Annotated in this window: 18 protein-coding genes and 1 other RNA gene; 3 read left to right on the forward strand and 16 right to left on the reverse strand. The window is 65.7% G+C overall.

The window, feature by feature from the left end:
• Positions 1-51: 51 nt before the first annotated feature.
• The 10 genes from PSV40_RS03325 to PSV40_RS03370 all read right to left on the reverse strand — a co-directional run bounded on the left by PSV40_RS03325 (position 52) and on the right by PSV40_RS03370 (position 9,922).
• Positions 52-204, reverse strand: coding sequence for a DUF3096 domain-containing protein (locus PSV40_RS03325; protein WP_300534156.1), 153 nt, complete (start codon positions 202-204; stop codon positions 52-54).
• Between the two features lie 130 nt (positions 205-334).
• Positions 335-1,051, reverse strand: coding sequence for a glutathione S-transferase family protein (locus tag PSV40_RS03330; RefSeq protein WP_300534159.1), 717 nt, complete (start codon positions 1,049-1,051; stop codon positions 335-337).
• A complete protein-coding gene (locus tag PSV40_RS03335; RefSeq protein WP_300534162.1) occupies positions 1,051-1,890 on the reverse strand; it encodes an ABC transporter permease in 840 nt (279 codons plus the stop codon). Before PSV40_RS03335 ends, PSV40_RS03330 begins: the two co-directional genes overlap by 1 nt.
• A 159-nt stretch (positions 1,891-2,049) precedes the next feature.
• Positions 2,050-2,886, reverse strand: coding sequence for an ABC transporter ATP-binding protein (locus PSV40_RS03340; protein ID WP_300534165.1), 837 nt, complete (start codon positions 2,884-2,886; stop codon positions 2,050-2,052).
• 257 nt (positions 2,887-3,143) lie between these two features.
• Positions 3,144-4,190: an ABC transporter substrate-binding protein gene (locus PSV40_RS03345; protein WP_300534168.1), complete on the reverse strand. Its 1,047-nt coding sequence runs from the start codon at positions 4,188-4,190 to the stop codon at positions 3,144-3,146.
• A 166-nt stretch (positions 4,191-4,356) separates the two neighbouring features.
• Complete coding sequence (locus tag PSV40_RS03350) at positions 4,357-4,770, reverse strand: MAPEG family protein (protein ID WP_300534170.1); 414 nt, start codon at positions 4,768-4,770, stop codon at positions 4,357-4,359.
• A 90-nt stretch (positions 4,771-4,860) separates the two neighbouring features.
• The gene (recR, locus tag PSV40_RS03355; RefSeq protein ID WP_300534173.1) at positions 4,861-5,487 is read right to left on the reverse strand and encodes a recombination mediator RecR; all 627 of its coding nucleotides are present in this window, start codon (positions 5,485-5,487) and stop codon (positions 4,861-4,863) included.
• 137 nt (positions 5,488-5,624) lie between these two features.
• Entirely contained in the window at positions 5,625-5,957 is a 333-nt protein-coding gene (locus tag PSV40_RS03360; RefSeq protein WP_300534176.1) for a YbaB/EbfC family nucleoid-associated protein, read from the reverse strand.
• Between the two features lie 29 nt (positions 5,958-5,986).
• Positions 5,987-7,882, reverse strand: coding sequence for a DNA polymerase III subunit gamma/tau (dnaX, locus tag PSV40_RS03365; protein WP_300534179.1), 1,896 nt, complete (start codon positions 7,880-7,882; stop codon positions 5,987-5,989).
• Between the two features lie 30 nt (positions 7,883-7,912).
• Entirely contained in the window at positions 7,913-9,922 is a 2,010-nt protein-coding gene (locus tag PSV40_RS03370) for a beta-propeller domain-containing protein (protein WP_300534182.1), read from the reverse strand.
• A gap of 87 nt (positions 9,923-10,009) precedes the next feature.
• Here PSV40_RS03370 and ffs point away from each other — a divergent pair.
• Positions 10,010-10,106: signal recognition particle sRNA small type (ffs, locus tag PSV40_RS03375), an RNA gene on the forward strand.
• A gap of 203 nt (positions 10,107-10,309) precedes the next feature.
• Here the strand turns inward: ffs and PSV40_RS03380 are convergent.
• The 6 genes from PSV40_RS03380 to PSV40_RS03405 all read right to left on the reverse strand — a co-directional run bounded on the left by PSV40_RS03380 (position 10,310) and on the right by PSV40_RS03405 (position 18,865).
• Positions 10,310-10,594, reverse strand: a complete 285-nt coding sequence (locus PSV40_RS03380; protein ID WP_300534185.1) for a hypothetical protein — start codon at positions 10,592-10,594, stop codon at positions 10,310-10,312.
• Between the two features lie 28 nt (positions 10,595-10,622).
• Positions 10,623-11,018 carry a type II toxin-antitoxin system death-on-curing family toxin gene (locus PSV40_RS03385; RefSeq protein WP_300534188.1) on the reverse strand — a complete coding sequence of 132 codons (396 nt, stop codon included), beginning with the start codon at positions 11,016-11,018 and terminating at the stop codon, positions 10,623-10,625.
• The gene (locus tag PSV40_RS03390) at positions 11,015-11,239 is read right to left on the reverse strand and encodes an AbrB/MazE/SpoVT family DNA-binding domain-containing protein (RefSeq protein WP_300534190.1); all 225 of its coding nucleotides are present in this window, start codon (positions 11,237-11,239) and stop codon (positions 11,015-11,017) included. The genes PSV40_RS03385 and PSV40_RS03390 overlap by 4 nt, the downstream gene beginning before the upstream one ends.
• A gap of 137 nt (positions 11,240-11,376) precedes the next feature.
• The gene (locus tag PSV40_RS03395; protein ID WP_300534192.1) at positions 11,377-12,738 is read right to left on the reverse strand and encodes a TIGR03862 family flavoprotein; all 1,362 of its coding nucleotides are present in this window, start codon (positions 12,736-12,738) and stop codon (positions 11,377-11,379) included.
• 168 nt (positions 12,739-12,906) lie between these two features.
• Positions 12,907-16,218, reverse strand: a complete 3,312-nt coding sequence (locus PSV40_RS03400; protein WP_300534194.1) for an exodeoxyribonuclease V subunit beta — start codon at positions 16,216-16,218, stop codon at positions 12,907-12,909.
• Between the two features lie 133 nt (positions 16,219-16,351).
• Positions 16,352-18,865: a PD-(D/E)XK nuclease family protein gene (locus tag PSV40_RS03405; protein WP_300534197.1), complete on the reverse strand. Its 2,514-nt coding sequence runs from the start codon at positions 18,863-18,865 to the stop codon at positions 16,352-16,354.
• 109 nt (positions 18,866-18,974) lie between these two features.
• Between PSV40_RS03405 and trxA the strand changes: the two genes are divergently transcribed.
• On the forward strand, positions 18,975-19,307 hold the full coding sequence (gene trxA, locus PSV40_RS03410; protein WP_300534200.1) for a thioredoxin TrxA: 333 nt from the start codon (positions 18,975-18,977) through the stop codon (positions 19,305-19,307).
• Positions 19,308-19,586: 279 nt separating this feature from the next.
• Positions 19,587-20,849 carry a transcription termination factor Rho gene (gene rho, locus PSV40_RS03415; protein ID WP_096662678.1) on the forward strand — a complete coding sequence of 421 codons (1,263 nt, stop codon included), beginning with the start codon at positions 19,587-19,589 and terminating at the stop codon, positions 20,847-20,849.
• Positions 20,850-21,079: the final 230 nt, after the last annotated feature.

Below are 21,079 nucleotides of genomic sequence, written 5' to 3' on the forward strand. Positions count from 1 at the left end.
AATGGCGGCAACGAGAGTTTACACATGTTTCGTTATTTATGTGTCAATGTACTAGAGCTTGAGCGAGCCGGTCCCGAACAGGCCGAGCAGGCCAATGATGATCAGGTAAATCGCAACGATGAAGTTGAGCAGGCGCGGCATGATCAGGATCAGGATGCCTGCGATCAGGGAGACGACGGGGCCGATGCTGAGATGAAGATTCATGGGGTTTCCTTGCGGGGAGTGAAGGGATGCCGCCAGTCCTCGAGGCACGGCGGCAAGGCAGGCACCAATGTAGCGACCGGCCTGCCGCGTGTATGTAGGACGAAACGGCCAGATGGAAGAATCAGGACCATCAGGCCCGGTCGGCCGGTGCCAGCGGTGGAGACGGCAGCATCGCCGCCAGAAAACCCGGCAGCGGCCGACCCTGCGACTGCAGGTAGGCCGCCATCGCGCCAGCCACCTCGCGCACGGCCGGCCGTCGTGAAAGCCGCTCGCGCCAAGCCAGCAGGCGCGGCGTGCGTCCATCCATCGCGGCGCCCATGCGTTCGCCGAACAACTGCGCCATGTAAAACGCAATATCTGCAAAGGAATACGCGCCGCCCAGGTAATCGCGGTTGGCCAGCAGGCCGTCCATCTTCAGGTAAAACAGTGCGGACGCCTCACGCGCGGCAACAGCCACAGGGTCCTGCGGCTGGTCCTGCAGGCTCATCAGCCGGACAATGGGCGGGAAATAGACCTCGTCCGACTGGTGCTCGAGCAGGCGCGCCCTGGCTTTCGCAGCGGCACCTGCCGGCCACAGCCCGGGTTCGGGCTGCAGCTCTTCGAGGTATTCAAAAATCTGGGTCGAGTCGAACAACTCCAGCGCCCCATGAACCAGCACCGGCACCTGCTGCCTGGGGTTGATGCGCAGCACCTCGGGATGTTTGGGCTGGTACAGGCGCTGCATGTCAAAGGGCACCATGACCAGTTCGAAGTCCAGCCCTTTTTCCAGGGCGGCGATCTGCACCTTGGCGCCGAACATGCTCAGGGGCCCGGAGTACAGGCGTATCGGTGCAGAAAGATGGTTCATCAGAGTTTCTCCGTCTCGCCGGTGCGGGGTTGCCACTTCATGAGCTTGCGTTCAATGCGGCCGACAATACCGTCGAGCACCAGCGCAAACGCCGTCAGCACCACGATACCGGCAAACACGGTGTTGACGTCGAAGGTGCCTTCGGCCTGCAGGATCAGATAACCGACGCCGCGCGCCGAACCGAGGTACTCGCCCACCACGGCCCCGACAAAAGCCAGGCCGACCGAGGTGTGCAGGCTGGAAAACACCCAGCTGGTGGCGCTGGGCAGGTAAACGGTGCGCAGCAACTGTCTTTGATTCGCGCCCAACATCCTCGCATTGGCCAGCACCACCGGGCTGACCTCCCTGACGCCCTGATAGACATTGAAAAACACAATGAAGAACACCAGCGTGACCGCCAGCGCCACCTTGCTCCAGATGCCCAGGCCGAACCACATCGCAAAAATCGGCGCGAGGATCACGCGCGGCATCGAGTTGGCAGCCTTGATGTAGGGATCCATGATCGCGCTGGCCATGGGCGCCAGTGCCAGCCACAGGCCGCAGGCCAGGCCCAGCACCGTGCCGATGCCGAAGGCGAGCACGGTTTCGAGCAGCGTCGTGCCCAGGTGCAGGTAAATGTCGGCGTTGCCCGGCAGACCGTCGGGGAACAACAGGCTGGGGCCGAAGCCGAAAGGCATGAACCAGGACCAGACCCGCCCCGCCACCTTGACCGGCTCGCCGAGGAAAAAAGCCAGTTGCTGGTCGCGCGAGGCGAGTTGCCACAGGCCCAGAAAAACCACCAGCATGCCGATTTGCCAGACGCGCAGGTTTTTGTCGGAGGGTTTGAGATAACGCCACATATCAAGCTCCTCCGCAGCGAGCGGTGGCGCGCAGTTTTCCGCCGAACCACCTCACACCCTCCAGCCGGGGCCGCGGAACCGGCTTTGCCGGGCCGCAGGCGCAGCGCCCCCTCGGGGGGCAGAGAGCTACGCGTAGCGAGCGAACGTGGGGGCACATGTTCAGGCTTTCTTCAGTTGCTGCGCATAACCCTTGAGCACCTCGTCGCGCAGCACGTCCCAGATCTGCGTGTGCAGCTCGATGAAACGCGGCTGGGTGCGCACCTCGGCGACGTTGCGCGGGCGCGGCAGGTCGATCACGAATTCACCCATGGGAACCGTGGCCGGTCCGGCCGACAACACCACCACCCGGTCGCTCATGGCAATGGCTTCGTCGAGGTCGTGCGTGATGAACAGCACCGCCTTCTTTTTGGCCGCCCACAGGTCCAGCACCTCGTTCTCCATGAGCTGGCGGGTCTGGATGTCGAGTGCCGAAAAAGGCTCGTCCATCAGGATGATGTCCGGGTCCAGCGCCAGCACCTGGGCCAGCGCAGTGCGCTTGCGCATGCCGCCCGAGAGCTGGTGCGGGTAACGGTCACCGAAGCCGCTCAGGCCGACCCGTTCCAGCCAGGCCTGCGCCTGGGCGCGGGCTTGCCCGTCGGGCACGCCGCGGTACTGCAGGCCGACCATGACGTTGTCGATCGCGCTGCGCCAGGGCATCAGCGCCTCGGTCTGGAACATGTAGCCGGCGCGGGTGTTGATGCCGTTCAGCGGCTGGCCGAACACCTTCACCGTGCCGGAAGTCGGCGGCAACAAGCCCGCGCCTATGTTGAGCAGGGTGGATTTGCCGCAGCCGGTCGGGCCGACCACAGAGACAAATTCACCCGCCCGTATGCGCAGCGTGGTTTGGCCAACAGCGGTGTAGCCCGGCCCGGCGTCATCACGCGAACGGAAGGTGCAGGTGATGTCCAGCAACTCGAGTGCGTAATCGGCGCTGTGATGGGCGGTCAGGTCCGGCATGGGTCGATTGTCGTTGCGAACAGGGCTGCTCAATGGGAGCGAGCGGCACGCGAAACGGCTGTGAGGGTCTCATACCAGCCTGGGCCGCGGAACCGGCTCCGCCGGGCCGCAGGCGCAACGGCCCCCTCGGGGCTGGAGCCTGCGGCTCCAAAGCTGCCTGCGCAGCTTTGGACAGGCGACAGAAGCGAAGCCTCTGGCGAGCGGCGGCCTGCAAGGTGCAGAGAGCTACGCGAAGCGAGCGAACGTGGGGGCCATATTCATGCCTTGAATTTGTCCTTGGCGCGCCGCGCAAACTCATTGGTATAGGTCTTGCCCAGATCAATCTTGTCGGCCTTGATGCTGGCGTCAAAACTGGCAAGGGCCTTGAGCGCCGTCCTGGCACCTTCTTCAGGAATGAGGCCGTCCAGCGCGATCGCGTCACGCACCTTGTTAAACGACGCCAGGTACAGGCCGCGGTCACCAAGCAGGTAGTTGTCGGGCACGGTCTTGATGATGTCGCCCGGGCCGGCGGTTTGCAGCCACTTCAGGCCATGCACGATGGCGTTGGCCAGCGCCTGGCAGGTGTTGGGATTTTTCTGGATGAATTCGGTGGGCGCGTACAGGCAGGCCGCCGGCATGGGGCCGCCAAACACGTCAATCGTGCCTTTGAGCGTGCGTGTGTCCGAGATGATTTTCACCTCGCCTTTTTGCTCGAGCATGGTCATCACCGGGTCGGTGTTGCTCATGGCGTCGATCTGGCCCGAGCGCAGGGCCGCCAGCGCACCGGCCGCCGTGCCGACACCGATGAAACTCACGTCCCCCGGCTTGAGTCCGGCGCGCGACAGCACCAGGTTGGCCATCATGTTGGTGGACGAGCCCGGTGCGGACACGCCGATCTTCTTTCCACGCAGGTCTGCCACCGTTTTGTAGTTGGGCATGTTTTTGGTGGACACGCCAAAGGCAATCTGCGGCGCCCGGCCCTGCAGCACAAAGGCCTGGAACATCTGGTTCTTCGACTGCAGGTTGATGGTGTGTTCGTAAGCGCCCGACACCACATCGGCCGAACCGCCCACCACCGCCTGCAACGCCCGCGCACCGCCGGCAAAGTCGCTGATCTCCACATCCAGGCCCTCGGCCTTGAAGTAGCCGAGCTGCTCGGTGATGGTCAGCGGCAGGTAATAAAACGCCGCCTTGCCGCCGACAGCCAGCGCGATTTTTGTTTTTTCCAGCTTGCCCTGCGCACGCAAGGCCGGAAAGGCCAAGGACGCGGCACCGAGTGCGACCGCACTGGCGAAAGTTCTGCGGTTGACGGCGAGGTGATTCATTGGGCGGGTTCTCTCTCTGATTTTTTTATGGCTTCGGAAAGAGCATAGCCAGCACAAAAAAAACCCGCATCGGTATCATCCCGTGCGGGTTTGTACGGAACAAGGACTCTCTGCCTAACTCGCGCCGCGCGCGAGAGTTAGGCAGAGAGTCATTGGTTACCAGACGTTACCGGTAGCCCAGAAAAAGAATGCCGATATTGACCAGCAGCGCCAGGAACCAGATCACGCTGCGGCTCATGGCCATGTCGGCAACGTACATCATGACGTAGGCGATGCGCAGCACGACAAACACGAACGCAAACACGTCGAGCCGCACCTGCGAGGCCTGCAGCTGGTGCGCAATGATCACGGCGGCAAAGAAGAAGGGCAAGGCTTCGAAGGTGTTGGCCTGCGCGGCATTGGCTCGCGCGCGCCAGTCGGTTTGCCGCGCCAGCCAGGCACGCGGGTTGTGGTTGTCGAAGCCGCCCCTGTTCGCCGGGGTCGTCATCGTGCCCCACTTGGCCAGCGCCGCGCAGGCGATGGGCAGCAGCGCAGCGGCCAGCAGGCACCAGTAGGCCACGGTGAAACGAGCATAGGTCATGGTGAAGTGCCTTTCTGGCTTGCAGTCATGGATGAACGGGCGCGGTTAGCTATAAAAACAGTAGCAATAGGAATGGGGCGCAGCCGCGCGCTAGCGGCGATCCACCAGCGCATGGGCAATCGTGCCGAGGTCCACGTACTCGAGCTCGCTGCCCACAGGCACGCCCCGCGCCAGGCGGGTGACCTGCACGCCGCGGCTTTTGAGCGCCTGCGCAATCACATGCGCGGTGGCCTCGCCTTCGGCGGTGAAGTTGGTGGCCAGGATGACTTCCTGCACCTCGCGCTCCGCGGCAGCGGGCGGATCGCCCTGGGCGTCCCTGGGCAACACGCGGTCGAACAGCTTTTGCAGACCGATGTCATGCGGTCCGATGCCGTCAAGCGGGCTGAGCTTGCCCATCAGCACGAAATACAGGCCGCGGTAAGCCAGCGTGCGCTCCAGCGCCGCCTGGTCGGCCGGGGTTTCCACCACACACAGCTTGCTGCGGTCGCGCGCCGGGTTGGCGCAGGTGCTGCAGATGTCGAGCTCGGTCAAGGTGTTGCACAACGCGCAGTGTCTGACGCTGTGCACCGCATGTTCGAGCGCCCGCGCAATCTGCAGGGCGCCGGGCTTGTCATGCTGCAGCAGATGAAACGCCATGCGCGCGGCCGACTTCGCGCCTACACCCGGCAGGCGCCGCAGCGCCTGGGTCAGGCCTTCAAGCGCATTCGAATCAGCCATGGTGGAGGGCAACTGCGGCGTATGCAGGCCTGGACACCAGACCAGCCGGGGCCGCGGAACCGGGTTTGCCGGGCCGCAGCGGCCCCCTCGGGGGGCAGAGAGCTACGCGCAGCGAGGGAACGTGGGGGCCCAAAATTCTAGAACGGGAGTTTCATCCCGCCGGGCAGTCCCGGCATGCCGGCCGTGAGCTTGCCCATTTTTTCCTGGCTCAGGTCTTCGGCCTTGCGCACGGCCGCGTTGAAGGCGGCGGCCACCAGGTCTTCGAGCATGTCCTTGTCGTCGGTCAGCAAGCTGGGGTCGATCTCGACCCGTTTGACGTCGTGTTTGCAGGTCATGGTGACCTTGACCAGGCCGGCGCCCGACTCGGCCGTGACTTCGATGAAGGCGAGTTCGTCCTGCGCCTTTTTCAGGTTGTCCTGCATGGCCTGCGCCTGCTTCATCAGGCCGGCGAGTTGTCCTTTGTTGAACATGTCTTTTTTCCTTTAAAACTTGGTGGTAATCATATCGGCTTGCCCGCCACCGGAGCGAGCGGTTTGATGCTGCCCGGCACAATTCTGGCACCCCAGTCGCGCACCATGTCCTGCACAAACGGATCGTTCTGAATGGTTTCCTCGGCCAGGCGTTGCCGCTCCTGCGCGGCGGCGGCATTGCGCCGGGCCGGCGAATCGCCGACGGGGCCAAGTTCGACCACGAGTGTCGGTGCCTGGCTGCTCTCAGGCAGCGCGGCCTGCAGCGCCAGCTGGAGTTTTTCACGCGCGGCGGCCTGGTTCAGTGACTCGCGTTCAACGCGCAGGGTCCAGACCCCGTCGGTCTGCGCGCGCAACTCGGACTGCAGCGCCAGTTCACGCACCAGCGCGCCTATCATTTCAGCGGCCACCATGCGGTTGACCAGCGCCGTCCAGAGGTCGCCGAGAGGGCTGTTCATGACCACGGGCGCAGCAGGCGCAGCGGCGGCTGGCGCCAACACAGAAGCTGCGACCGGCGCGGGCGATGGGGCCGGTGCTGGCGCCGAAACCGGCATGGGCAAGGCGTCTTCCCACGGCAGGGGATCCCTCGATGCTACAAAATCAGGAGCTGCCGGCGCCCGCTGCACAAGGGCAGAAGGCCGATTTTCTTCCATGTTCTGGCGAAGCGGCGGTGCAGCCACCGCGGGGCGAACCGGAGCGGAGGGCGCGACAGACGCCGCAACGGGACGGGCGGCCACGGCGCTGGCCGGCACACTCTCAGGCTGCGGCTTTTTTGGGGGCTCGACGGCGCCCCCCTGTGCGGCGGCCGCCGTCGTCGCGCCCGGGGGTTTGAAGGCCAGCAGGCGCAGCAGCACCATGGTCAGCGCCGCGTAGTCGTCGGGCGCCAGCCCCAGTTCGGCGCGGCCATGCAGGCACAGGCTGTACAGCAGCTGCGTCTCGTCGGACGGCATGGATTGCGCCAGGCGCGCGGTGGCGGCGATCTCGGGGTCGGCATCGTCGTCCCCCGCGTCCATGCCGGGCACCGCCTGCAGCACCGCCATGCGCTGCAGCACGGTGGCCATTTCCTCGAGGGTGGAGGCGGCGCTCAGGCCGTTCAGGCGCAAGACCTCGGAGGTTTCGACCACACTTTTGCCGTCGCCGCGCGCCAGCGCATCGAGCAGCTGGAACACATAGCTGCGGTCCACGCTGCCCAGCATCTGGCGCACGCTGGCTTCCTGCAACTGGCCGGAGCCGAAGGCGATCGCCTGGTCGGTCAGCGACAGCGCGTCGCGCATGGAGCCGCGCGCGGCGCGCGCCAGCAGGCGCAGGGCCTGCGGCTCGGCTTCGATGTTTTCGGCCCGCAGCACCTGCACCAGGTGCTCCAGAATGGTTTCCGGTGCCATCGGCCTCAGGTTGAACTGCAGGCAGCGCGACAACACGGTGGCCGGCACCTTCTGCGGGTCGGTCGTGGCCAGCACGAACTTCAGGTATTCAGGCGGCTCTTCCAGCGTCTTGAGCATGGCGTTGAACGCCGTGTTCGTCAGCATGTGGACCTCGTCGATCATGAAGACCTTGAAGCGCCCCACCACCGGCTTGTAAACCGCCTGCTCGAGCAGTTGCGCAATCTCGTCGACGCCTCGGTTGGAGGCCGCATCGAGCTCGGTGTAGTCAACAAACCGGCCGCTGTCGATATCGGTGCAGGCCTGGCAGACGCCACACGGCGTGGCGGTGATGCCGCCCTGCCCGTCCACCCCCAGGCAATTGAGCGACTTGGCGAGGATGCGCGAGATCGTGGTCTTGCCGACGCCGCGCGTGCCGGTGAACAGGTAGGCATGGTGCAGCCGCTGCGTGCCCAGTGCGTTGCTGAGCGCCTGCACCACATGCGACTGCCCGACCATTTCAGAAAAATTCCGGGGGCGGTATTTGCGGGCAAGGACGAGGTAGGACATTCCCTGATTCTACGGTTGCGCCAGAGCCCCTCAGTGCGGGTAATCTGCCGAACCCGGCGCAAAACTGATGCGCCGCGTCTCCACCAGGCGCCCGGAGCTGCCGGGCGCCGTCAATATCCGGCCTTCCACCAGTTCGTAACCCAGCAAGGCAAACACCCGGTTGCGCAGAAAGATCGGGCGGGCATTGCCATACCAGTCGGTGCAGGAGGCGCGGCAGCCGTCATCCCTGCCGATACCCGGCCGCGACGCGAGGCTGCCGATGCCGGACAGCTTCAGGCTGCTGCTCCTCAGGTACAGCATGCCGGCGGGCTCGTCCCACAGCTGGCGGTAGCCGCCCTGCCCCGCGCCGCGCACCGGCAGGCCCACCACACCGGAGGCGGCGTCATCGGGCTTGTAGAAAAAACCGTGGCTGCGCGTCTCGCCCTGCGCCGCCTGCGCCTGCACATAACGCCCGGCCACGCGCGCCCGGGGTGCCAGCTGCACGCTGGAAAAATGCAGGTCCTGCCCGTCGGTGCCCACCGCGACCGCGTCGGCACCCAGCGCCTCGATGCGGTCCACGCCGTGCGGCAGGGTCAGGGTTTCGGTCCTGGCGCGGTCGGCCACATGCACCACCTGCAACTGCCCCATCGTTCCCGGTGCAGGCCGGCGCCAACCGCTGCCCGCACCGTAGAGCAGGCGCTGGCCGACAAAACGGTTTTGCAGGCTGCCGTCCCCGGCGGCCGGCAAGCGTGTGTAGGCCTGCTCGCCGGCACGGGTCTGGCCATCGCCAAAATCACGCACCGGCACACGCAGCAGGGACAGGTTGCCGCCGCTGCCTTCGCCGCGCCACATGCCGTCTCCGTTGCCGTTGGCGCGCAGCAGCACGTTCAGGTAACCGTCGTCGCCCTCCAGAAACGACATCTGGTCGATCGGGCTGCCCTGCGTTTTGAGCATGCTGGGCGCCGCGCCGTCGAGCGGCAGACGAAACACCGCCGAATGCGATGCGACACGCCCGCTGGCGGCGTCGCGCTGGTTGCGCGTGGTCCACACATACACAGCCCGGCTCGATACATAAAACACCCGGCCGGGCGGCCCCAGCACGGCGCTGGACCGGCAGTCCAGTTCGGGCCGGGCCAGGTCGCAGCGCACGATGGTGTGCAGGGTGATGCCTTCCTGCGGATTCAGCGGCTCGTCCGTGCGGTAAATGCGGGTCGCGTCGGCAATGCGTTTGAAGTCCGCGGCTGTCGCGCCCGGCTGCCAGCGCCGCATGGCGGGCAGGCGTGCCGCCGGATCGGCATGCCAGACGTTGAGCGGGATGGGGGTGTACAGGATGAGCTCGCTGCCAATGAGACGGCTGGCGTAGTTGCGCGAGGAGTAGTAATCGCTGGAGCGCACATGGTAAGTGGCGCGGTAGCTGAGCTTGCCCGCCTCGTCGATGTTGAACAGGCCGAGCTCCGTCCCGCCGCGCGCATAGCTGTAGCCGATCACGGCCACCGTGTTGCCGGACACCATCATCTCGTCGTACCAGGCGCCCGACGGGCTGACATCCGGTGCGTAGGCGTTGATGGACGACACCGGCAGCAGCTGGTAACGCTCCACATCGACCGTGAACAATCGCCCACGGCGCAGGATGACCAGGTGTTTGCCGTGCACCTTGACAATGCCGCCTTCATCCACGCCGGCCGTCTGGTTGTTGGTGATGGACTCGCTGGCGCCGGCCGCGGCAGGCGCCGGTGCGGCCATGGCCATGGCGGTCGGGGCGGGAGGGTTCGGCCGGGAGGCCCAGGTCTTGCCCGGGTTCTCGGCCTCCCATTTTTTCCGGACTTCTTCCTGGCGCAGCCGGCGTTCCTCTTCCTGCCTGAGGCGTTCTTCCTCGCGGCGCCGGCGCTCCACCACAAAGGGCTCGAACCAGGCCTGCAAGGCGACCTCGTCGGCAAAGGCCGTCAGGTTTCCGGCCGGTGTGAAGGCCTCACCCTGTGCCTGTGCCTGTGCCTGCGCCTGCGCGACCAACCACCCGCCACACATCACCATACCCGCGAGGGCCTTCAACAACCAGGACATGTTTTTTTCCTTGAAAGGCCGGACTATTTTTAAGCTATTCGATGATATTCGGGCCGGGCGCGCCGCGCCTCGCATAAAATAGTGAGTGACGGGCCTTCCCGCATGGTGAAGCGGCCAACCGGGTCAGATGGGGAACCAAGCAGCCCTAACTGTCGAGCCAGTGCCGGGGTCAAGGTCCGTCACCTTATTTCAAAAAAAAACAGGGCTTCCATGGACGCCCTGTTTTTTTCACCTGTACGCTGATGCAGTGAAAAAAACTCACATCCAGCCATCGCCACGCCAGATTCCTGCAAACGGATGCGGCGGCTGCAAGTCGAGTCGGAACGGCTGAATGCCGGAGCAACTACTTCGAGCGGCGCGAGGGCGTGATCCAGGAGATGAAGGAGTTCAGCCTTCCAGAACCTCTTCAATCGCCGCCGTGGTCTGCAGCGCATGTTCGGCAATCTGCGCCGACACCAGCGCCAGTGAAGCCAGCGCGTAAGTGCCGCTGATGATGCCCTTGTAGGCCACTTCGGCAGCGATGGCGTCCTGCCCCAGCCCTTCGGTGGCGGCCACGATGCAGGCCTCGATGCTGTCCAGCCCGGCGTCGCTGTACAGGTCCTCGCCTTCGTAAGTGACACGGTATTCGTACTGGTCCTGTTCCATCAGGTCAATGTGGAAACGCACAATCATGGCAAGCCTCTTTTCTTCAATAGCATCGTTATTTTTTCATGGGTCGAATGACCACTTTTGTGCGAAGCCAGGCTGCAAACTGCTCTTCGGTGATGTCACCTGCAGCCAGTGCCAGCACGGTAACAGTTGCATCCGCTTGCGTTGTGTTCAGACGGTGTCCGTTTAAGAACAGGAACATACCCACCGTCAAAAAAGCAGCACGCTTGTTGCCATCAACAAACGGATGATTTTTGGCCACACCCATGGCGTAACTCGCAGCCAGAGCGGCTACATCAGGTTCGCCGTAGGCAAGCAGGTTCAAAGGCCGGGCCAACGCGGAGTCCAGCAGCCCCTCGTCACGCAAGCCCTCACCGCCGCCGTGCTCAGCCAGACTCTCGCCGTGCAAAAGCAGCAGTGCCTGCTTGTCGATCCAGCGCCAGGTCATTTGGCAAGCTGGTGGAAGGTGTCGCGGTATTCACGCATGAATTCGCGGCCGGCTTGAATCTGTTCGTCCAAGGCGGGGTCGTAAGGCGTGATGGTGTAGCCGTCGGGTGTCTCCATGAGAAACACCGACTCACCTTTTTCGAGTTTGAGCCGTCCCAGCACCTCGCGCGGCAAAATCACGCCGATGGAATTGCCAATTTGTGTCAGTTTGAGGGTGTGCATGACATGCGACCTTGGTTATAACGTATGTAATACTAATCCAAACTCTCTGACCTTGCCAGTGTGGTGACGAATGAGGTCACGTAAGGGGAAATGGCACGCTATAAAATCAATAGCTGTCTTCGCCCGTACGGTAACGGCTAGAGCCCGAAATGGCTCAAAACACCCTGCCCGGCCACACGGCCGCTGGCCAAACAGGCGGTTAGCAGGTAGCCGCCTGTGGGCGCTTCCCAGTCGAGCATTTCACCGGCGCAAAACACCGGCTGCGCCACACCCTGCAGCGTCTGCAGGTGCAGTCGGCCATCCATGGCGCCGAAGCGCACGCCACCGGCGCTGCTGATGGCTTCGTCGATCGGCCGCGCCGCGACCACACGCACCGGCAAGGCCTTGATCGCGCGGGCCAGTCGCACCGGATCGTTCATCGCTTCCTTGCCGAGCAGCTCATGCAGCATCGCGGCCTTGATGCCTTCGATGCTCAAGCGGCTTTTGAGGTGACTGGAGAGGGAGCGTGAGCCGCGCGGATGGCGTACCTCGACCAGCACCTGCTCGGGCGACTTGTCCGGCAGCAGGTCCAGCAGGAAAGTTGCGCTGCCCTTCAGCGCAATTTCATCGCGCAGCAGGCTGGAGGCCGCGTAAATCAGGCTGCCCTCCACGCCGGTGGCGGTGGCCACGAACTCGCCCTTGCGGCTGAAGCTGCGGCCCTGCGAATCGGTGAAACTGATGGCGACCGACTTGAAGGGCTGGCCGGCAAAACGGCTGGCAAAGTGTTCGGTCCAGCCAGGCTGCTGCGACGGGCCCTGCCCCACCAGTTCCCTGAAAAACTCGCGGCGGGTTTCGCCCTGCTCGGCGGCCGCCAGCGCGTGCGGCTCGGGGCCCACGTCAAAGCCGCAGTTCGAGGGCTGCAGCGGCGCCACGGCCACGCCGCGTGCGGCCAGCAGCGGCACCCAGGCGCCGTCCGAACCGAGCCGCGCCCAGCTGCCGCCGCCCAGGGCCAGCACCACGGCGTCGGCCTGCACCTGTACCGGGCCGGCGGGTGTGGAAAACGTCAGCGCGCCGTCGTCGGCCCAGCCCAGCCAGCGGTGCCGCATGGAGAACTTCACGCCCGCAGCGCGCAGGTGCTGCAGCCAGGCGCGCAGCAGCGGCGCGGCCTTCATGTCCTTGGGAAACACGCGGCCCGAGCTGCCGACAAAAGTCTCCACCCCCAGGGCCTGGGCCCAGGCGCGCAGCTCGGCAGGCCCGAAGCCGGCCAGCAGCGGCTGCAGCTGCGTGCTGCGCTCGCCGTAACGGCTGAGAAAAGGTTCGGCGGCTTCGGAATGGGTGAGGTTCAGCCCGCCCTTGCCGGCCAGCAGGAACTTGCGGCCCACCGAAGGCATGGCGTCGTACACCTGCACGGACAGGGCCGCGCCGGCACCGGCCAGCACCTCGGCGGCCATGAGGCCGGCGGGGCCGCCGCCGATGATGGCCACACGCCGTGGCGGGGCAGGAGAAGTTGAATCGTTCAAGAAAATGTCCGTCTGCACGTGATGGCAATGTGAAATGGCACAAGAAGCAGAGCATGCCGGCGCGGCCGGTTTGCTCTGTTTTTCATAGCTGGCAGCGCCCGTCCCTCAAGGGCTGCCATGCAAAAAGGCTTGAAACCCGGCAAAGGTGCCGATTCGCTGATGCCCTGATTATTGCAGTTCATCGGAAAGCGCCACCAGGCGGCCCTGGGCCGTCAGAAAAGCCGCCTTGACCGTCTGCCCGCCATACACCGCTTGCACTGCGGCGCGGTAGGTCTGCATCTGCGCAAGCAGCGCCGGCTGCTCCTGCGGCGCGCCGCGGGACTTGTAGTCAAGCACCCACCAGTGGCCGGCATGGCCTGCATCCCTGCGCTGCACCAGCCGGTCCAGCCTCAGGGTCTGGCCCTGGTACACCAGTTCGACCTCGTTGCCCTGCCAGGCCACCACCGCGGCATCCCAGGCCCAGGCACCCTCACCCTGCAGAATGCGCTGGGCCATGTCGGCCGCGTCCCGCGCCTGCGCCGCGTCCAGGCGGAACTCGCGCTGCACCGCGCGCGCACGCGCCGGCGAAACACCGCCCCACTCCAGCAGCCGGTGCATGGCCTTGCCGATACGCGCCACCAACGCATCTTCGTCTGCTACGGTTTCAATAGCTGCCGGCGCAGGAAGGACGGGGGCTTTCGGCAATTCCGGCAACATAAAACGGGTATCGTCCCCGGCCCGGGCCGGATCAATGACGGGGGCCGGCAGCGGCGCGGGCAGCTCGCCCACGTGTGCGGCCAGCCGCTGCCACCAGCTGGCCGGCGCCTCACGGTGCGGCGTGATCGATGACAGCACCAGCGTACCGCGGGCGCGGGTCAGCGCCACGTACAGCGCGTTGAGCTCCTCGCGCCGGCGCGCCTCCTGCTCGGCGGCCAGCGCATCGGCGGCGCAGGCGGGTGGGCGGCTTTCGCTGACCAGAAAAACAAACTTCTGCGGCGCGGCGTCAGCGCCCGGCCAGTCCACCAGCACGCCCATGCTGTCGGCGTTGCGCTCCACGGTGTCGGTGTCCAGCAGCAGCACGGCGTCGGCTTCCAGGCCCTTGGCGCCGTGGATGGTCAGCAAGCGCACCGCTGCACTGTCCACCGTCGCGGGCGCCTGCAGGCCGCCGGCCTTGAGCGCGCGCACAAAGGCGTAAGGCGTGGCATAACGGCCGCCGTCGAGCTGCAGGGCGACCGACAGCAAAGCGCGCAAATTGGCCAGCACGCCGGCGCGTTGCGCGGCGGGCGCGGCGGCAGCAAAACGCGCCAGCACGTCGCCGTGGTGGTAAATCGCCTGCAGCGCATCGTGCGGCGGCAGACTGCCCAGCCACGCCTGGTATTGCAGCAAAGCCGGCACCAGCGCCTTGATGGCGGGTGGCAGCTGCTCCGATTTTTGCAGCACCTTGAACCACGGCAGGCGCAGCGCCTGGCGCTCCAGCGCGATCTGCACCAGCGCGTCGTCGCCCAGGCCGAACAGCGGCGAGCGCAAGGCGCGGGCCAGCGACAGGTCATGCTCGGGCGAAACCAGCACGTCGAGCAGCGCCACGATGTCGAGCACCTCGCAGCAGTCGATCAGCGCGGTTTTCTCGCCGACCAGCGCCGGGATGTGCAGCGCCCGCAACTCGTCCTGCAGCGGCAGCAGGCCCGCGCGTTTGCGCGAGAGCACCATGATGTCGGCGGGCAGCAGGCCTTGTGTGACCTGTTCAGAAATCCAAGCTGCCGCCTGGCGCGCTTCCAGCGTGCGCAAGGTTTCTTCAGGGATCTCGCGCGGCGTGGTCAAGCTGTCGCGCCAGCCGCCCCCGAGATCCGTTCGCCCTGAGCCCGTCGAAGGGCTTGCTGATGTCCCGTCGAAGGCTTCGACAAGCTCAGCCCGAACGGAATTATCTGCACTGCGCGGGATGGCCGGCAGGCGGCCGACCGCACCTTCTTCGGCGGAGCCGGTCGTGTGTTCGCGAAAACCGTCGTAGCCGTCGTTCTCGCGCGCCGCACCCATCACCGCGTTGACGGTGCGGATCACCCCCTGGGCGTTGCGCCGCGTGTGGTCGCAGCTGAGCAGTTCGCCGTCCAGGCCCTGGCGCACGAACTGCTGCGCGGCCTTGAAGACCTGCGGTTCGGCGCGGCGGAAGCGGTAAATGCTCTGCTTGGGGTCGCCCACAATAAACACGCTGGGCGCGTTGCCGGCGCCGCCGTAGGCACTGAGCCAGGACCACAGCGCCTGCCACTGCAAGGGGTTGGTGTCCTGGAACTCGTCGATCAGCAGGTGCCGGATGCGCGCGTCCAGCCGTTCCTGCACCCAGCCCGACAGTTCCTCGTCGCCGAGCAGCACCAGCGCGACACGCTCGATGTCGTTCATGTCGACCCAGCCGCGCTCGCGCTTGAGGGCGGTGAACTCGGCGATCAACAGGCGCGCGAGCCGCGCCATGCGCTGCTGGTAAAGCCAGGCCTCGTGCTGCTGGCGCGCGGCCAGCACGCGCCCCACCAGGTCCTGCGCGGTCCGCACCTGTTCGATGCCGATGATTTTTTCACCGAACTTGCGCGGCGTACCTTTCTCGGTCAGCAAGGCGCCAAACACGGCCTGCAGGTTGCAGGAGCCCAGCGCCTGTTCCAGCTCCACACCCTTGGCGGCAAAGGTCGGTGCACTCGCGCGCGCCAGCGCCACGGCGGCGTCGGCCAGGGTCTGGCGGTGCAGATGGTCGCTCGTGAGCAGCGCCTCGGGTTCGGCCAGCCCCTCAAACCCGGCAAACTGCACGGTGAAATGCTGCACCGACGCGTCGACCACGCCGCTCGCATCTGCCAGTACAAACTCGGTGCGTTTGTCGAGGGCGGCCTGCAGGGCCTTGTCGGTCTGGAAGCGCCCGTGCGCAAGCACCACCGCCTCGAAGTCCGCCTTCAGCTCCGGCAATTTCAGCAGCGCCGCATAAAACCGCCGCCAGACCAGGGCCCGGGCCGGTGCGTCGTCTTCGAGCAGCTCGTAGTTCAGCGGCAGGCCTTGCTGCTGCAGCACCGCCAGCGGCGCGCTGCGCAGCAAGGCGGCAAACCAGCTGTGGAAGGTGCGTATCTGCACCGCGCGGCCGGTGGCCAGAATGCGCTGGTATAAATTTGATAGCTGCTCGCGCCCTTCCGGCGGGGGCTGCGGGCCTTTTTCATATGCAAACCCGCGCATCGCCAGTTCGCGCCTCAGGGTCGCGTCGTCGGCGTGGGCAAACTGCTCCAGCCATTCGTAAAGCCGCTCGCGCATCTCGCCGGCCGCCCGTTTGGTGAAGGTGATCGCCAGGATTTCATGCGGCTGCGCACCGGCCAGCAAGGCCCGCACGATGCGCGACACCAGCATCCAGGTCTTGCCCGCGCCGGCGCAGGCCTCCACCGCCACATTGCGCCGCGGATCGCAGGCGATAGCGTAAAAGGCTTCGGCGGAGACCGGCTGGCCGTTGTGTTCGTAAGCGGCTTGATGGACCATCTTCATCGCCCAGTTTCTCTGACGGACGCAGGCATCTGATACCAGCAGGGGCCGCGGAACCGGCTTTGCCGGGGCGCAGGCGCAGCGGCCCCCTCGGGGGGCAGCGAACCACACACAGTGGGGAGCGTGGGGGCAATATTCATGACCAGAAGTCTTTCCGGCACAAGCCGCGAGCGGAACAATAGTCGCAGGCCTTGCCTTCACCGAGTGCCGGCAGCGGTGTGCCGCGTGCCACACGTGCCATGTCGGTCAGGATGCTGTCGAGCAACTCGTCGCGCAGCGCCACGATGTCGGGCTGCGCGTAGGTTTTGGTGGCTTCCTTTTCGCCGAGGTTCACGTAGGCGGCAGCCAGCGTGTCGTCTTCCAGCAACCCGGCGTAAAACGCCAGTTGCGTGTCTTCCTGCGGCTGCTTCAGGCGCTCGGCGGTGGTGGTGCGGTTTTCCGTCTTGTAGTCCATCACCAGCGTGCTGCCGTCGGCGAGTTTGTCGATGCGGTCTATTTTTCCGATCAGCGTCAGGCTCCCGAGGGGCACCTCTTTCGCCACTTCGGCCGCCTCGAACACCGCGCCTTCGGCCTCGTGGCCGGCCAGCCAGTCCAGATAAGCTTCACGCACCCGCGGCCAGCTCGCGGCAAAGGGCAAAAACTCGCTGTCGCTCAGGGCCAGCTCCCGGGCCGCCTGCGCGGCGGCCGTGTCCATCAGGGCCATGCGCGCCGGCAGGTCGGGCGCCGGCGCCTGTTGCAGGGCTTCATGAAAGATCTTCAGCAGCGTGTGCAGCCAGTTGCCGAAGTCGCGCTTGCCGAGCTCGGTGTCGAGCTCGTCGGCCTCCTGCAGCCGGAGCTGGCGCAGGGCAAAAAAGCGGTAGGGGCAGCGCCGCAGATCCTCATACGCGCTGGCCGACAGGCGCTGCACCGGCAGCGCTTCGCCGGTCGGCATCGGGTGCGGCGTGGGCTGGGCCGCCAGCAGCCGCGGCTCACGCGGATCGCGCGCCAGCTCCGGCGAAAACTGCAGCAGCAACTCCTGCACAAAACCGCTGGGCATCAGCCGCTCGCCACCTTCGCTTTCGCGCCAGAGCACATCCAGGTGCGGAAAACACAAGGCGTGTTGCCAGGCCGCGCGCTGGTCGGCCGCCAGGGTCTCGCGCGAGGGCAGCCCCAGCAGCTCGCGCTGGGCCGGCGTCCACAGGCCCGAAGGCTCGGGCGACACCGGCAGGTGCAGCTCGTCACAGCCCGGCAGCACCACCGCCTGCGGCGCGCGGCCCAGCAGCTGGCTCAGCGGCAGGAGGATGACCTGGGCCTCGGGCGGATGTGGCGGTTTGAAATCCCCGGCTTCGAGCGCCTGGTTGACCCAGCTGCTGAAATCGGCCAGCCCCATGCGGCCGTCGGCATCGGCAAACTCCAGCTCTGCGCCCTCCTGCAAACGCAAGGCATCAAGCACGGCCTGCCCGGCCACGTCACGCACCAGGCCGTCCCACTGCCCGCTCGTCTGCAGGGCACTGCGCAAGTCGCGCAGCCAGACGGCCAGCGGCCGCGAGCGCTGCAGCGCATCACGCAGCGCCTGCAGCCGGGCCGCGATGGCGCTGCTGGCGAGCAGCGCATCGCCCACCGCGCGCCACTCGCGCACGCCGGCCTGGCGCAACTCCTTCTCGCACGCGGCAACGGTCGCCGCGTCAAAAGCCGGGGCATTTTTCAGCCAGTCCAGCACCGTGTCGGTGCTCGCATTCCAGCTCAGGGCACGCAGCAGGCCCATCAGCGTGGCGGCGGCGCGTGTGGTGGAGAGTTTCCAGCCGGTTTCGTCGCGCAGCGCCACGCCGCGCTCGCCCAGCATGGCGCGGATGCGGCGTGTCAGTTCGCGGTCCTGGGCAATCAGCGCGACCGGACTGCGGCCCTGGGCCAGATGCGCCAGCACACAGGCGGCGGCGCGCCCGGCCTCGTCTTCCGTGTCCTGCGCCGCGTGCAGCGCCGGCAGCAAAGGCGCGCCGGGCAGGTTGAGGTTCAGCGTCACGGCACGTTCACCGAAGTGGGCCTGGAAGGCCGCGGTCAGCGCCTCGGTCTGGAAACCCTCGACCAGCACCAGCAGGTCCACGTCGGCCGGCTCCAGAAACAGCGCATCCGACGGGTAGGCGGACGAGGCCACCCAGGCCAGCGCGATCTGGCCCAGCACCGACTCGAGCTGCAGCACCGGCGACTCCAGCCCGGCGCCCAGCAGGGCCCCCATGCGCCCCCCCCAGGCCAGGCGCTGCGCCGGAGGCACGGCGGCGGCCAGCCGGGCCAGCGAACTGGCGGCCTCGACCAGGCGCGGGGCCAGCAGGCCCTGCTGTGCGGCCAGGCCGGTACGCGCCAGCAGCGAGGCGGCCGTCAGCACGTCACAGGCGGCATCGAGCCGGATGTCCCCGGCGCCCGGCTCCCAGCCGCCCAGGCTGGCAGCCCAGTTCATGGTGGTTTCAAAACGCGGCACAAAATGTATGTCGCCTGCGGCGGCGGCCCAGGCGGCTTTGGCCTGCTGCATCAGTTGCGCATAGGGCAGCAGCACCACCGCCCGGGCGGGATGCACGTCCCGCTCGCGGAGCAGCGCCGCCACCCGGGCGGTCGCCTGTTGCCAGCAAAACTCGCCGGGGCCGGTCGCCAAAACGCCGGCATGGACTATCACGCTCATAGGGGGCACCTGACTGGATGTCCGACGGGGGGACTTGGTTTCTGCCACAATGCCTGCAACTTTAGTCCCTGACATAAAAATTTCTGAACCCTCTTCCAAAGGACATGCCATGGCCAGCGAACTGATCAAACATACCACCGATGCCACCTTCGAAGTCGACGTGCTGCAGGCCTCCAAACCCGTGCTGGTCGACTACTGGGCCGAGTGGTGCGGCCCCTGCAAGATGATTGCCCCGATTCTGGACGAAGTCGCCACCGGTTACGATGGCCGCCTGCAGATCGCAAAGATGAATGTGGACGAAAACCGCGACATTCCCGCCAAGTTCGGCATTCGCGGCATCCCGACGCTGATGCTGTTCAAGGACGGCCAGCTGGCCGCCACCAAGGTCGGCGCCATGAGCAAGGCGCAGCTGACCGCCTTCATCGACCAGCAATTGGCCTGATCGGCCTCCTTAGCCTTGTCCCCAACCACCGGCGCGCTGTCCCTGCACAGCCTGCCGGTGCGCCATCCGGCATGAAGCGGATCGGCAGGACCGGCTCCCGCACCTCCATCGCCCCGATAGACACCCACAATTTCCTGTCATAATGGCCCTGTTCGCTGACCGGCTGCTGCCGGCCGGTTCGAGTTCCCGGTTTGTGAAGCGCCTCTAGCTTCCTTTCAGACCTCCCCCGTTTTTTTTATCTGAACTCCGCGAGGAGTTGACTTCACGCAAGGTTTCCCCATGCACTTAAACGAACTCAAGGCACTGCACGTGTCTGAAGTCCTCAAGCAGGCCGAAGAACTCGAAATCGAAAACACCGGCCGCATGCGCAAGCAGGAGCTGATGTTCGCGATCATTAAAAAGCGCTCCAAAACGGGTGAAACCATCGTCGCCGACGGCGTGCTCGAAGTGCTGCCCGACGGTTTCGGCTTCCTGCGCGCGCCGGACTCCAGCTACACCGCGTCCACCGACGACATCTACATCAGTCCGAGCCAGATCCGCCGCTTCAACCTGCACACCGGCGACATGATCGAAGGCGAAGTGCGCACCCCGAAAGACGGCGAGCGCTACTTTGCCCTGAACAAGCTCGACAAGGTCAACGACGGCGCGCCCGAAGCGAACAAGCACAAGGTGATGTTCGAGAACCTGACGCCGCTGTTCCCGCGCGAGCAGTTCAAGCTCGAGCGCGACATCAAGGGCGAAGAAAACCTGACCAGCCGCATCATCGACATCATCGCCCCGATCGGCAAGGGCCAGCGCGCCCTGCTGGTGGCGCCGCCCAAGTCCGGCAAGACCGTGATGATGCAGAACATCGCCCACGCCATCACCGCCAACTATCCTGAAGTCGTCATGATGGTGCTGCTGGTCGACGAGCGCCCTGAAGAGGTCACCGAGATGCAGCGCAGCGTGCGCGGCGAAGTGATTTCCTCGACCTTCGACGAACCCGCCGCGCGCCACGTGCACGTCGCCGAAATGGTGATCGAGCGCGCCAAGCGCCTGGTCGAACTCGGCAAGGACGTGGTCATCCTGCTGGACTCGATCACCCGCCTGGCCCGCGCCTACAACAACGTGCTGCCCTCGTCGGGCAAGGTCCTGACCGGCGGTGTGGACGCCAACGCGCTGCAGCGCCCGAAACGTTTCTTCGGCGCCGCCCGCAAGATCGAGGAAGGCGGCAGCCTGACCATCATCGGCACCGCGCTGGTCGATACCGGCAGCCGCATGGACGAGGTGATCTTTGAGGAATTCAAGGGCACCGGCAACTGCGAGATCCACCTGGACCGCCGCCTCTACGAAAAACGCGTGTTCCCGGCGATTCACCTGAACCGCAGCGGCACCCGCAAGGAAGAGCTGCTGCTGGCCCCGGAAATCCTGCAGAAGTCGCGCATCCTGCGTCAATTCATGTACAACATGGACGAAATCGAGTCCATGGAGCTGATGCTCAAGAACATGAAAGCCACCAAGAACAACCACGAGTTCTTCGACATGATGAGGCGCGGCGGCTAGATATTGCCCCCACGGTTGCTCGCTTCGCGTAGCGCCCGAGGCCTTGCAGGCCGCCGCTCGCCAGAGGCTTCGCTTCTGTCGCCTGTCCAAAGCTGCTCAAGCAGCTTTGGAGCCGCAGGCTCCAGCCCCTCGGTGGCCGCTGCGCCTGCGGCCTGGCGAAGCCGGTTCCGCGGCCCCGGCTGGCATAAAACCGGTCGAAACCGCGCTAAGTGATTGATTTCATGCCATAA

Source organism: Polaromonas sp. (genome assembly GCF_029945925.1).
Taxonomy (GTDB): Bacteria; Pseudomonadota; Gammaproteobacteria; order Burkholderiales; family Burkholderiaceae_C; genus Polaromonas.

Coding starts and splice junctions, on each gene's coding strand:
- PSV40_RS03325 (WP_300534156.1), bottom strand. CDS start 204: ATGAATCTTCATCTCAGCATCGGCCCCGTCGTCTCCCTGATCGCAGGC.
- PSV40_RS03330 (WP_300534159.1), bottom strand. CDS start 1,051: ATGAACCATCTTTCTGCACCGATACGCCTGTACTCCGGGCCCCTGAGC.
- PSV40_RS03335 (WP_300534162.1), bottom strand. CDS start 1,890: ATGTGGCGTTATCTCAAACCCTCCGACAAAAACCTGCGCGTCTGGCAA.
- PSV40_RS03340 (WP_300534165.1), bottom strand. CDS start 2,886: ATGCCGGACCTGACCGCCCATCACAGCGCCGATTACGCACTCGAGTTG.
- PSV40_RS03345 (WP_300534168.1), bottom strand. CDS start 4,190: ATGAATCACCTCGCCGTCAACCGCAGAACTTTCGCCAGTGCGGTCGCA.
- PSV40_RS03350 (WP_300534170.1), bottom strand. CDS start 4,770: ATGACCTATGCTCGTTTCACCGTGGCCTACTGGTGCCTGCTGGCCGCT.
- recR (WP_300534173.1), bottom strand. CDS start 5,487: ATGGCTGATTCGAATGCGCTTGAAGGCCTGACCCAGGCGCTGCGGCGC.
- PSV40_RS03360 (WP_300534176.1), bottom strand. CDS start 5,957: ATGTTCAACAAAGGACAACTCGCCGGCCTGATGAAGCAGGCGCAGGCC.
- dnaX (WP_300534179.1), bottom strand. CDS start 7,882: ATGTCCTACCTCGTCCTTGCCCGCAAATACCGCCCCCGGAATTTTTCT.
- PSV40_RS03370 (WP_300534182.1), bottom strand. CDS start 9,922: ATGTCCTGGTTGTTGAAGGCCCTCGCGGGTATGGTGATGTGTGGCGGG.
- PSV40_RS03380 (WP_300534185.1), bottom strand. CDS start 10,594: ATGATTGTGCGTTTCCACATTGACCTGATGGAACAGGACCAGTACGAA.
- PSV40_RS03385 (WP_300534188.1), bottom strand. CDS start 11,018: ATGACCTGGCGCTGGATCGACAAGCAGGCACTGCTGCTTTTGCACGGC.
- PSV40_RS03390 (WP_300534190.1), bottom strand. CDS start 11,239: ATGCACACCCTCAAACTGACACAAATTGGCAATTCCATCGGCGTGATT.
- PSV40_RS03400 (WP_300534194.1), bottom strand. CDS start 16,218: ATGAAGATGGTCCATCAAGCCGCTTACGAACACAACGGCCAGCCGGTC.
- PSV40_RS03405 (WP_300534197.1), bottom strand. CDS start 18,865: ATGAGCGTGATAGTCCATGCCGGCGTTTTGGCGACCGGCCCCGGCGAG.
- trxA (WP_300534200.1), top strand. CDS start 18,975: ATGGCCAGCGAACTGATCAAACATACCACCGATGCCACCTTCGAAGTC.
- rho (WP_096662678.1), top strand. CDS start 19,587: ATGCACTTAAACGAACTCAAGGCACTGCACGTGTCTGAAGTCCTCAAG.